13 protein-coding genes are annotated in these 12,812 nt (G+C 33.0%); 9 read left to right on the forward strand and 4 right to left on the reverse strand.

All coding sequences use genetic code 11. The features are described from left to right. Positions 1-401: 401 nt before the first annotated feature. The 3 genes from JMUB898_RS02870 to JMUB898_RS02880 all read right to left on the reverse strand — a co-directional run bounded on the left by JMUB898_RS02870 (position 402) and on the right by JMUB898_RS02880 (position 2,651). Positions 402-779 (reverse strand): DUF1722 domain-containing protein, encoded by a 378-nt coding sequence (locus JMUB898_RS02870; protein ID WP_002444015.1) that lies wholly within the window; start codon positions 777-779, stop codon positions 402-404. 243 nt (positions 780-1,022) lie between these two features. Further along, positions 1,023-1,970 (reverse strand): magnesium transporter CorA family protein, encoded by a 948-nt coding sequence (locus tag JMUB898_RS02875; protein WP_002444014.1) that lies wholly within the window; start codon positions 1,968-1,970, stop codon positions 1,023-1,025. Positions 1,971-2,039: 69 nt separating this feature from the next. Then, the gene (locus JMUB898_RS02880; RefSeq protein ID WP_002444012.1) at positions 2,040-2,651 is read right to left on the reverse strand and encodes a TetR/AcrR family transcriptional regulator; all 612 of its coding nucleotides are present in this window, start codon (positions 2,649-2,651) and stop codon (positions 2,040-2,042) included. A gap of 162 nt (positions 2,652-2,813) precedes the next feature. Between JMUB898_RS02880 and JMUB898_RS02885 the strand changes: the two genes are divergently transcribed. From JMUB898_RS02885 to JMUB898_RS02925, 9 genes are all read left to right on the forward strand, one after another. Next, complete coding sequence (locus tag JMUB898_RS02885; protein ID WP_126501900.1) at positions 2,814-4,091, forward strand: YhgE/Pip domain-containing protein; 1,278 nt, start codon at positions 2,814-2,816, stop codon at positions 4,089-4,091. Between the two features lie 190 nt (positions 4,092-4,281). Beyond that, positions 4,282-5,061: an SDR family NAD(P)-dependent oxidoreductase gene (locus JMUB898_RS02890; RefSeq protein WP_080981441.1), complete on the forward strand. Its 780-nt coding sequence runs from the start codon at positions 4,282-4,284 to the stop codon at positions 5,059-5,061. A gap of 186 nt (positions 5,062-5,247) precedes the next feature. Beyond that, entirely contained in the window at positions 5,248-5,667 is a 420-nt protein-coding gene (locus tag JMUB898_RS02895) for a MarR family winged helix-turn-helix transcriptional regulator (protein ID WP_002444006.1), read from the forward strand. A 137-nt stretch (positions 5,668-5,804) separates the two neighbouring features. Continuing rightward, positions 5,805-7,163 carry an MATE family efflux transporter gene (locus tag JMUB898_RS02900; protein WP_002444004.1) on the forward strand — a complete coding sequence of 453 codons (1,359 nt, stop codon included), beginning with the start codon at positions 5,805-5,807 and terminating at the stop codon, positions 7,161-7,163. Between the two features lie 170 nt (positions 7,164-7,333). Then, positions 7,334-8,584 carry a copper resistance CopC/CopD family protein gene (locus JMUB898_RS02905; RefSeq protein ID WP_002444002.1) on the forward strand — a complete coding sequence of 417 codons (1,251 nt, stop codon included), beginning with the start codon at positions 7,334-7,336 and terminating at the stop codon, positions 8,582-8,584. An 11-nt stretch (positions 8,585-8,595) separates the two neighbouring features. Then, the gene (locus tag JMUB898_RS02910) at positions 8,596-9,192 is read left to right on the forward strand and encodes a YcnI family protein (RefSeq protein ID WP_037541628.1); all 597 of its coding nucleotides are present in this window, start codon (positions 8,596-8,598) and stop codon (positions 9,190-9,192) included. Positions 9,193-9,331: 139 nt separating this feature from the next. Then, positions 9,332-9,748: a DUF2871 domain-containing protein gene (locus JMUB898_RS02915; protein ID WP_002443999.1), complete on the forward strand. Its 417-nt coding sequence runs from the start codon at positions 9,332-9,334 to the stop codon at positions 9,746-9,748. Positions 9,749-10,037: 289 nt separating this feature from the next. Continuing rightward, positions 10,038-11,072 carry an NAD(P)/FAD-dependent oxidoreductase gene (locus tag JMUB898_RS02920; protein WP_002443997.1) on the forward strand — a complete coding sequence of 345 codons (1,035 nt, stop codon included), beginning with the start codon at positions 10,038-10,040 and terminating at the stop codon, positions 11,070-11,072. Positions 11,073-11,096: 24 nt separating this feature from the next. Then, positions 11,097-11,498, forward strand: a complete 402-nt coding sequence (locus JMUB898_RS02925) for a GNAT family N-acetyltransferase (protein ID WP_002443996.1) — start codon at positions 11,097-11,099, stop codon at positions 11,496-11,498. 61 nt (positions 11,499-11,559) lie between these two features. Here JMUB898_RS02925 and JMUB898_RS02930 read toward each other — a convergent pair whose 3' ends face one another. Continuing rightward, positions 11,560-12,552: an acrylyl-CoA reductase family protein gene (locus JMUB898_RS02930; RefSeq protein WP_002443994.1), complete on the reverse strand. Its 993-nt coding sequence runs from the start codon at positions 12,550-12,552 to the stop codon at positions 11,560-11,562. Positions 12,553-12,812: the final 260 nt, after the last annotated feature.

Here is a 12,812-nt window from a genome sequence, read left to right on the forward strand (position 1 = left end):
TCAAGACAAACTAATGTAAAGACAAATTATTAAAATGTATAAAACAACTTTAATTAAACAACTAGAATCTACATCTATGAACATTTAAAGTATAATCGATCAACAACAATTGTTTTAGTAGCAACAATTAGAAAATTTTTAGTTAAATTACTCTCCCCCGAAGTACGATTAATTTAAAAGAAAAACAATTCTTGTGGTGCCATGATAAGTTTTATAACTTATTAAATATCAGCTTAATGTTTTAGTTATTAGAACCCATTAACAATAAGACGAGTCAGTACATCAAAGTTATTATCATCAAGTCTTATATCGGGCACATCTTAGAAATCCAAATCTTTTTTCAGAATCAAATAGCACGTACATAATTGCAGTAAAGGCTAGGGTATAATTATATCCTGGCCTTATTTTAATTGTTTCAATACAGTACTATTTTGAAGATAACGCACTTCATATTTGTCTGAGAGTTCTTTCAAATAATTAAGGAGTGTTAATTGATTGAGCTGATTATCATTAAATTTATTTTTTAATAATAATGCTTTGTGTTGTTCTTCATCTGTTGCTACTTTTTTGAAATATCCCCACATATGATCATAGGCATTAATAATAGAGCCTTTAGTTGGTGTGATTGCTAATGCATTTGCAATTTCATTTTGGACCTCTTTTAGGGAGGGGTCACCTTTTAACATATCTCTAATATTGTCATATGCATGTTGATGATGTAATAAAACATGATATTTTTCTTCACTCCATAGTTTCTCAATTTTTCCTCGTTCTTTCATGATTCACTCACCTCAATTCATATATTTAACAATACCCTTACACATGATTTTAAAATTACGTGAATACTGAAAACCATTAAATGCGTATTATGGGTATGTAGTCAGATATATTAGAACCTTTGATTTCAGACACTTTAGCATGTTGTTTGTTAATAGAGTTAGACAATATAAAAATGCCTCAGAAAGATTGTAACTTACAGTCTTTTTGAGGCATTCGTGTTTTAAATGATTCATATATTTAATCTATAATTTCTGTTTGCGCCATAAGAAAATACTTACAATTGCAACAAGTATAAGAGAAATACCTACTACAATAACCCATGAAGCATAACTATGCGCATCGATTGGCAATGGTACGTTCATACCAAAGAAACTAAACACTAATGTTGGGAGTGTGAGAAGTACTGTGAACAACGTTAATGTCTTCATTATCGTATTCATATCATTAGAGAGTAATGAAGCATACGAGGTTGTGATACTCTCAAGGATACGTTGATGTAACTCGGTTGTTTCAATCGCTTGATTGTTCTCGATTACTAAATCTTCTAGTAATTCTTCGTCTTCTTCAAAACGCTTAATTGCAGGTAATCGGAATAACTTTTTAATAATGGTATCATTACCTTTTAAAGCTGCTAAGAAGTAAACTAAACTTTTTTCAACTTCCATTAATTTAAATAGTTGTTTATTTGTAATATTATTTTTCAAATCTTTTTCAATACGGATTCTCGATTTATTGAGTAAACGTAAATTCCTATTATAGTGATTCGCAATCGTTAATAAAATTTCGAGTGCAAAGCGACTATGAAAATTTAAATGAATGTCATCTTGTCGTGCGAAATTCTCTAGGAATTCATTTTCAGCGTCACAAACAGTCATAATCATACCATTACCAATAATGATACCAAGAGGGATTGTGACAAATGACAACACACGTCGGTTGGTTGAATTGACAATAGGTAAGTCGATGATGATAAGTGAATAACCTGTATCTTCATCGTATTCAATACGTGCGCTTTCTTCAGAATCTAAGGGGTCACGAATGAAGTCTTCAGGAATATTGTAAAACTCCATTAAATTTTCGATTTCTTCACGTTCAGGTTCAACGACGTTAATCCATGACGCGCTATGATCCACTGTAGTTTCTATGATTTCATTTGAATTGCTACTTGCATGTTTATAAGCAGTAATCATAACTATTATTCCTTTCAAAATCTTTTATATTCTATACTTGATTAACAGTTAGATTCTTAAGCGTCTAATTTAAGCATTGTTCTTTTGATATTTATATTCAGCCATGATACGTAATGGTCCATTAAAAACAATTTTATATATATGATGAGTGAGTTCTTCAACTGAAATACGATGAGGATCTAGAACCCAATATTTAATTGTATTAATTGTAGCTCCAGCTACATAACTATGAAAATACATTTCCGGTATACCATCGATTTCATGATTGATACTCATATATCTACTCATATTTTCTTTCATCAGTTCACTTATTTTTTCTTCAAGTTTACTTGTACGTTCTAACTGTAAAATTGTATGATAAAACTCCAAATTATCATCAATATGTTGAAGGATTTTTGTCAGTACATTTTCAATAAAGAGTTGAGAAATCTCTTCAACAGTTTCTCCGTTTATATGGTTGAAATGTGTAAGATGAGAAAGCTCTGAAATACATTCATCTTCCATGTCAGTTAGCAACATATATTTATCTTCATAATGTAAATAGAACGTACCTCTATTCACGTCAGCTTCAGATGTAATGTCTCTGATAGTAATCTTATCTAGATCTTTGTTCTGTAATAATGTTGTAAATGCCTTCTTAATGGAAGATTTTGTCTTTCTAATGCGCCTATCTTCTTTCAATTAAATATAACCTCCCGTAAAATAATAGACAATTTACAACAATGTGTTCAATAACAGACGTATCTCTATAAATTGATGATTGTTAAATTGTTCTTACCTATTATAATAGACAACGTGAAAATTATTCAACACATTGTTCAATAAAAATAGGGAGGTCATTTCATGAATATATTTAAAAGTAAATTATTATGGTTCGCGCCTATTGCTGCGATAGTAATTTTAGTTATTTTTTCTTTAGCATTTTATCCGGCATTTAATCCTAAACCTAAAGATTTACCAATTGCCATCGTGAATAATGACGAAGGTACAACAATTCAAAGTAATAAAGTAGATATCGGTAAAAAAATTGAAGATAAATTATTAGATAGTGATTCAGATAAAATCAAATGGGTCAAAGTTGATAAAGAATCTGATTTGCAAAAAGGTTTCGATAATGAGAAATACTACGGAGCAGTTGTCTTTGAAAAAGACTTTTCAAAAAATGCGATGAGTAAAACTCAAAAAGTTGTCATGGATAGTAAAAAATCAGAAATGAAAGAGAAAGTTGAATCTGGTGAAATTCCAGCACAACAAGCTCAAAAAATGAAACAAAAAATGGGTAATCAAAGTGTTGATGTGAAACAAGCAAATCTTAAAACGATTGTTAGCCAAGGTTCTAACTTACAAGCATCAAATATTGTGACTAACGTTTTATCTGGCATCGGTGAAAACTTAAATAAACAAATTACAAAACAAAGTTTATCTACACTCCAAAAGCAAAATGTAGATGTAAGTCCTAAAGACATTCAAGGTATTACTAATCCAGTTAAAGTAGATAATCAAAAAGTCAATAAAGTTAAAGACCATCAAGGTGGCGGTAATGCACCATTCTTAATGTTCATGCCAGTATGGATGGGCTCAATGATTACTTCCGTTCTATTATTCTTTGCATTTAGAACAAGTAATAACTTTGCAATTCAACATAGAATTATCGCTTCAGTAGGACAAATGGTTACTACTGTTATAGCAGCATTCTTAGGAAGTTTCGCTTATATTTACTTTATGAAAGGTGTCTTAGGATTCCACTTCGATCATCCTAATAGAGTGGCGCTGTTTATCGCTCTAGCAATTATGGGATTCGTTGGACTTATTTTAGGAATTATGGTTTGGTTAGGAATGAAATCATTACCTATCTTTATCTTGCTCATGTTCTTCAGTATGCAAATGGTTACATTACCAAAACAAATGCTCCCTGGAGGCTATCAAAAATGGGCATACGGTTGGAATCCATTTACTCATTACACTACAAGCTTAAAAGAACTTATATATATGAATAAAGCCATAGAATTAAACGGAACAATGTGGGTGTTTATCGGCTTTATGATTTTCGGTATTGTTTCAAGTTTAGTTGCTGCCATTGTTAGAAAACACAGCACTAAACGTACTGAAGTACCATCTTAATATGACCAATACAACGTTAGCTTAATAATAGCTAGCGTTGTTTTTATTTTAAAAAAATTCATTGAGCATATATATGATATTTGGTGAACTAAAAGAAATACAAATGAACAAAAGTAAGCGTTTACACTATGAAAACGAACATAAATAAGCTAAAATGTTGTTATACATAAAGACAAGGAGATGGAGAATGATGTCAGTATTAGATCAATTTAAACTAGATGACAAAGTCGCAATTGTGACAGGAGGCGCATCTGGTTTAGGCAAAGCAATGGGGAAAGCTTTAGCAGAAGCGGGAGCAAATTTAGTCATCGCTGATATGAATCTGGAAGTAGGTCAAGAAACTGCTAAAGAATTTGAAGAAGCAACAGATAATAAAGCAATTGCTTGTGAGGTAGATGTTACAAATTTAGAACAAGTCAATGCAATGGTCAAAGAAACGATGGATACTTTCGGACACATAGATATCTTATTCAATAATGCTGGTATTAATGAGCATGTGAAATTTGAAGATATGCCTTATGATAGATGGAAGAAAACGATGGACGTGAATTTAAATAGTATGGTACTTGTAACGAATGCGGTAGGTGAAGTATTTCGCAAGCAACAACATGGTGTGATTGTAAATACATCTTCCATGTCTGGCGTAATTGTTAATTCACCTCAACCACAAGCTGCATACAATACATCTAAAGCAGCTGTTATTATGCTTACGAAAAGTCTAGCGAATGAATGGGCTGAACATAATATTCGAGTCAATACGATTGCACCAGGTTATATGAAAACAGAACTCACTAAAGACTACTTTGCAAAAGGTGGCGACATGATAGATACGTGGATGAATATGACGCCAATGAAACGACCTGGCGTTCCAGAAGAATTACAAGGCGCAGCATTATATTTAGCATCTGATGCTTCATCATTTGTAACAGGTTCTGTTATTACAGTGGACGGCGGATATACAGCACTTTAATTAAGTTGAAAAAAGTTCATAAATAGGAAAAGGTTTGGGTGTAATAGCCCAAACTTTTTATGTGGACAAAGTAAAAAGCAATACGCACTAATTTATCAGAAAATTAGAACTTTAATATATCGGATTGACGTTTTCGATATACGTGCTATTATATTACTTAGATATCTAACTAAATGAGGTGGAACAATGAATTTAACATTTCAATATTTGATTCGTAGTCTTGCACATCAAATGAAGAACTACGCAGATAAAAGGTTAGATGACTTTGGTATAACTCAAGAACAAAGCCATACACTTGGTTACATTTATCGACATCAAGAAGAGGGAATGACCCAAAAAACATTATTAGAAGCCTTTGATCGAAAAGGATCTACAGTAAGTAGTACTTTGAAAATTCTTGAGAGCAAAGGACTCATATACCGTAAAGTCAACCCTAAAGATACCAGAAGCAAACTTTTGAAACTCACTGATGAAGGTATTACACTGGTTGAATCATTTATTAAAATCTTTGATGAGATTGAAGAGAATATGTTAAAAGATTTCACCGACAATGATAAAGAAAAGTTAAGAGAATATTTTGATAGAATGATGAACAATTTAAAATAAATGCAAGATTAGAACTATAGTGTTGAAATCATCTGTACTTTAGTATGTGGCACAAAGGTTCTAATCTTAAATTTTAAATATATAGTTAGATATCTAATTATTAGGTATCTAAACAAAAAGAAAAGGGAGTTTATGAAATGAAAGACGAACAACTATATTATTTTGAGAAATCTCCAATTTTTAAAGCAATGATGCACTTCTCAATTCCAATGATGATTGGGTCATTACTTAGTGTTATTTATGGTATTTTAAATGTATATTTCATAGGATTTTTAGATAATAGCCATATGATTTCAGCGATTTCACTTACTTTACCTATTTTTGCTGTGTTAATGGGATTTGGTAATCTTTTTGGCGTCGGTGGAGGTACATTTATCTCTCGTTTACTTGGTGCAAAAGATTACAGTAAAGGTAAACATGTAGGAAGCTTCTCAACATATGCAGGTTTTATTCTAGGTATTATCATTGCAATGATAGCTTTACCTTTTACAGATCAAATCGCACATATTTTAGGTGCTAGCGGTGAAACATTAACGTATACAAGTAACTTCTTAAAAGTGATGTTTTTAAGCTCACCCTTCGTCATTGTATTCTTTATTTTAGAACAATTTGCACGCGCTGTGGGGAAACCTATTATTTCAATGATTGGTATGTTATCTAGTGTAGTTTTAAATATGATTTTAGATCCTATCTTCATTTTTGGTTTAGATTTAAATGTCGTTGGTGCAGCATTAGGAACAGCAATTTCTAATGTAGTTGCCGCACTCTTTTTTGTGATTTACTTTTCAAAAAATAATGAATCGATATCACTTCGACTAAAAGATGCAACACCTACATCTGAGATGTTAGCTGAAATCTTTAAAATAGGTATTCCAGCATTCTTGATGGTCGTATTAATGGGCGTGACTGGATTAGTATTAAACCTATTCTTAGCGAAATATGGAAACTATGCGATTGCAAGTTATGGAATACAGTTTCGACTTGTTCAATTTCCTGAGTTAATTATTATGGGATTGAGTGAAGGCGTAATTCCACTTATTGCATATAATTTCGTATCTAACAAAGATAGAATGAAAGATACAATTAAAGCGGTTATTATCTCTATTGCAATCATTTTTGTGATAAGTATGAGTGTTGTATTACTTTTCGGTCATCAAATTATCCAATTATTTAGTACAGATGTTCACATCGTTCATCTTGCGACCTTCATGTTAAAAGTCACTATGACATCATTACTTCTTAATGGTATTGGCTTTTTATTCACTGGTATGTTACAAGCTACAGGTCAAGGACGAGGTGCCACAATTATGGCGATACTACAAGGGACTGTAATCATTCCAGTACTATTTGTAATGGAACATCTTTTCGGATTAACTGGTGTGGTATGGTCATTATTAATTGCTGAAACACTTTGTGCTTTAGCAGCTATGCTCATCGTTTATTTATTACGTAATCAATTAGCTGTTGATAGAGACGAATTACTTGCAGAAGCATAATTCAAATTAATCTATAGGCAAGTTTAGAAACAGTATTAATGAAGGTTTCTAACTTGTCTTCTTTTTTGTCTAAATAGTGAAAAATTAGAATTGTTATTGTTAAGTGAAAATGTAAGCTATATCATTGAAAACAGGGCAAAATTTATAAGGACATATAAGAGGAGGTTTCAATGTTACTACGTAATAAGATGTCTAAGTACATCATTGCATTGGTGATTATATTTTTCATGACATTGGTTCCAGCCTTTGAACATCAAGCTTCTGCACATGCAACTTTAGAAAAGACTACGCCTCAAGAAAAGGGTGTTGTTAAAGAAAAGCCAGAAGAAATTCAATTGGAATATAACGAACCTGTGAATGCAAAATATTCAAATATAACATTATATAATGATAAAGGTAAGAAAATCAGTGAAGTCAAGCCGACGACCTCAGGATGGTCTAAAACTTTAGAGTTCCCTGGTGATCAAATTGCTAAAGGAACAAATACGGTTGAATGGCATGCAATTTCTGCTGATGGCCACGAGGTCAGTAATAAATTTGAATTCTCTGTTGGAAAAGTGACTGCCAAAAATGTAGACACTTCAGATGCTTTTTATGCGCAACCAAGTTTTTGGTTCGGTGTCTTTAGATATCTGACAGAGGGCGCGACAATTATTTTAGTTGGCTTGTTCTGGGTAAATGGTATTGCCAAACGACGAGGTTTACGACAATTTAATGTCTTACCTAAACAAGTAGGCGTTACTTGGATAATGGCAATGACATTACTCATGTCGATGATTGTTTACATGATGACACTCACGTCAGATGTGTTAAATGATATTTTAACGTTAAAAGCAGATGTCATTATGCAATTTCCATATATTATTAGTTCAATTGCTCTAATCGTGTTATTCATATTGATGACACTTAAAGATATGGAAAAAGTATGGTACTGGTTGGTATCACTTGCGATGATATTAGCAATAGCGATGTCAGGACATGCTTGGTCACAACATATACCTTTATGGTCTATCATCATAAGAACGTTACATTTAGCAGGTATGACATTATGGCTAGGTGCCTTAATTTATCTCATCTGTTATGCCAAAACTGAACGCGGAAATCAATTAACTAATGTGAGACAGATGTTGTTAAGAACAAATATCACAGCTGTAGCTATATTAATTATTTCTGGTGTGTTGATGGCGATAGATGAAACAAACATACTGACAATTTGGAGTCATCTACAAGCTTGGACAATATTTATGATCCTCAAAGTGATTGGTACTTTAATAATGATGATTTTAGGTTTCTATCAGACAACCAAAGCTTTAGGTAAAAGAAATAAAGTAAATCAACCAACATTATATATAGAACTTATTATCGGTATAGCATTAATCTTTGCTGGCGTGATGATGAGTCAAATTAATATTCCAAGTTAAGGAGGACAATGATGTTACGAAAATTAATATCTATGACAGTGATTTTATTCTTTGCAATAGGGTGCTTTAAATACGCTGACGCCCATGTCACGCTAAATCCTAATCAAAGTGAACCAGGATCTTATGATAAATACGATGTGCGTGTGCCTGTCGAACAAGATGATAATACTGTAAAAGTTGAATTAAAAGTACCTAAAGGTGTAAATGTTGCAAACGTTGCACCTGTACAGGGATTCAAACATCATTTCGAGAAAGATAAAAAAGGCAATATCACTAAAATTACTTGGACAGCAACAGGGAAAGGTATTGGACCTAATGAATTTATCGAATTCCCAATCGTTGCAGCTAATCCAGAAGATGAAGGTACATTTAAATGGAAGGCATATCAAACATATGACAATGGTGATGTTGTAAAATGGACTGGTAAAGAGGACAGCGAACATCCTGCACCAACAACTACAGTGAAAAAAGGTGCGAGTGCAAATGATAATAAATCTGATGAATCAGCATCCACTGGTGGTGGATCTATCGCTTTATGGATAGTATCTATATTTGCAATTATTATTTCATTAGTTGCTTTATTCAAACATGCACGTAATAAAAAATAAGTATTAGCTAAAAATTCCTGAGGGGATCTCAGTAATCCTTTTCAGGGATTTTTATTATTACTACAACGATTCTTCGTGATTTTGTCACTTTAATATTTAACAATATGTTCTATAATATAATCGTGAGGGAGGACTCATCATGCGTAGATTACTATATTCTTTTCTTTTTTATATGATTATAGGATTACTAAGTGGTTTTTATTATAGAGAATTAACGAAAGCGCATCATTTTACGGGCGATACACAATTAGCGCTTGTGCATACTCATACACTCATATTGGGGATGTTTATGTTCTTACTATTATTACCACTTGAAAAGGTATTTAAATTAAGTAGTTATTATTTATTTAATTGGTTCTTCGTCGTTTATCATTTAGGTGTCATTGTGACAATTGGAATGATGACAGTTAAAGGCACACTACAAGTTGTTGGTGCTAAATACTCTCCAGAAGCATTAGCAGGCTTTGCAGGTATAGGACACACTGGAATGCTTGCAGGACTGTTATTACTCTTCTTTTTACTCAGACAAGCCATCATTACAGAACCCAGAGATTAACGTAAGGAAAATTGAAGTATAAAGAATATTAGAAAATTACTGTCATTCGAGAAGACATATTTTCTTGAAAGAAATACGTAGTATTGGAATTTTAACTTTATATTTCGAAGAGTTATCTATAGTCTAAAACTCGTGAGATATTGAACTCACGAGTTTTTTATTTTGCGAGCGTTGTTTTAATATTTTCAATCTTCTATTTCACTATAGTATAATGATTGTGTGTTAAATGATAACTATTATCATTGGGGAATATCTGATGTAATTTACATACATCATAGGAGGAAATCATATGGAAGACGTTACAATTATTGGTGGCGGTCCAGCTGGATTATTTGCAAGTTTCTATTCTGGATTAAGAGGGATGTCAGTTAGAATCATAGACGTGCAAGATAAATTGGGTGGCAAAATGCAAATTTATCCAGAAAAAATTATTTGGGACATCGGGGGCGTGGCACCTAAGCCATGTTACCAAATTATTGAAGATATGATTCAACAAGGTTTGCATTTTCAACCTAAAGTCAATTTGAATGAACGTGTAACTGATATACGCAAAGTTTCAGAAAGACATTTTGAAATTGAAACAGAAGAGGGACATATTTACGAATCTAAAGCAGTTATTTTCGCCATAGGTGGAGGTATAATCAATCCTAAACCACTTGATATTAAGGGAGCAGCACGATATCAACTCACTAACCTTCATTATGTAGTGCAATCATTTTCAAAATTTAGAGGCAAAAATGTGCTCATTTCAGGAGGCGGCAATACAGCATTAGATTGGGCGAGAGATATTGCTAAAATCGCCAATCGTGTTACAGTCGTTTATCGAAAAGCAGAAACGAGTGGTTATGAAGCGATGAATAGGATTTTGGAAAATCTTGGTGTACAATTATTGCCAAATACTAAAATTAAACAACTCATTGGAGACGACAATGAGACACGCATCCGTCAAGTTCAATTAGAAAATGTTGAGACTGGTATATCAGAAACTCAAGACTTTGATGAGGTGATTATTAGTCATGGTTTCGATCATGAGAATCCACTACTCAAAGATTGTACATCTCAATTTGAACTTTATGACGAATATCGTGTTAAAGGATTTGGAAATACCACAACGAGTGTCGATGGTATATATGCTTGTGGAGATATTGTGCATCATGATGCAAAGGTTCATCTGATTGCAAGTGCGTTTAGTGACGCAGGTAATGCTGCAAATTTAGCCAAAACATATATAAATCCGGAGGCAGCTACTGAAGGCTATGTATCAAGTCATAACGACATTTTTAAAGAATCTAATGAAGATATCGTTAATCAATATCTGTATTGAGTTGAATGAAAGGACGAAATAGGGATGGCATTAGTTAAATTTGAGGCGCCTAAAGTTCAAGACTATTGTGATTTAAGAGTGAACGCAGGTATGAGTCCTAAATCGATTGAAGCGGCTGAAAAGGGGTTACCCAATGCTTGCTTTAACGTCACAATTTATGAGCAAGAAACTTTAATAGGTATGGGACGCGTAATTGGTGATGGCGGTACCGCATTTCAAATAGTAGATATCGCAGTGGATAAAAGTCATCAAGGTTTAGGCTATGGTCGTAAAATAATGGAAGAAATTATGACTTATATTGATAGTGTTGCAGAAAAAGGAACCTACGTCAGCTTGATGGCAGATTATCCAGCAGATCAACTTTATGAAAAGTTCGGTTTCAAAAGTACAGAACCCTATTCAAAAGGAATGTACATCAAATATTAAATTGAAAGCGCGCGAGTGGGTATCAGATCCACTCGCGCGCTTTTTCATACATTATTTATACTTAAGCATTGAAATCAATGACAATACGTCCAGTATTTTCATGATTAATGACTTTATCAATAGCATCAGGAATATCCTCGAATGAGATAATATGCTTGATATCATGTAATTGATCAGGTTTTAAATCTCTTGCTAATCGTCTCCATACACGTCTACGTAATTTAATAGGTGTAAATACAGAATCAATACCGATGATACTCACACCTCTTAAAATAAACGGAAAGACAGAACTTTCGAATTCCGTTCCACCAGTCATACCAATGACAGCTACGCTACCATTATTATCTAAACGTTTAACAATATAAGGTAAGTTCTTACCACCTACTGGGTCAATGGCAGCTTGCCATGTACGAGAAGCAAGTGATTTATCATCATTATCAGGTAAACGGTCAATTACTTCAGTGGCGCCTAATTCTTTTAGTTGGTTATCAACATCTTTACGACCTGTACTTGCGACAACATCGTATCCTAAATTATCTAGCATCAGCATTGCCAATGTACCAACACCACCAGTCGCACCTCTTACAAGCACTTCATTACCTTCAATTGACATGCCAGCTTTTTCTAACTTTTCAATGGCTAAACCAGCAGTATAACCTGCTGTTCCATAAATCATCGCTTCTTCTAAAGTTAAACCTTCAGGCAATTCAATCACCCATTCTGATTTAACACGGGCATATTCGCTAAATCCTCCATAGTGACTTACTCCTAGATCATAACTTGTGACGATGACTTTATCTCCAACTTCAAAACCAGGTGCATTTGTTTCTTCTATCGTTCCTGCCAAATCGATACCAGGGACCATTGGATACTTTTTCACGATAGCATTATGATCTTGTGCAGCTAACGCATCTTTATAATTGATACCTGAATAATGTACTTTGATAAGGACATCTCCCTCAGGTAAATCATCTTTTGTTAGGGTTTTATATTCTTGTGAAACTTTGCCATTCTCGTCTTGATTAACTATAAAAGCTTTGAATTTTTCAACCATTATCAGTCACTCCTTCAAATGTTTTATATATCAACTTCGCATAGTTAAATGTATTCATTGGTTCTAAATTTACTTAATTATTGTTTACCCAGTAATTTTACTTTTTAAAATGACTATCTTTATAAAGTACCTTTTCTCATTTAAAAATTAAAATGATATTTTGATAAAAAGTTAAAAGAGTTGTTATTGACACAAATAACACCCACGAATATAATTATCATGATAATGATTATCAATTGAGAAGTTTTGTATGAATCTCA

Origin of the sequence: Staphylococcus caprae (assembly GCF_003966625.1) — a bacterium.
Taxonomy (GTDB): Bacteria; Bacillota; Bacilli; order Staphylococcales; family Staphylococcaceae; genus Staphylococcus; species Staphylococcus caprae.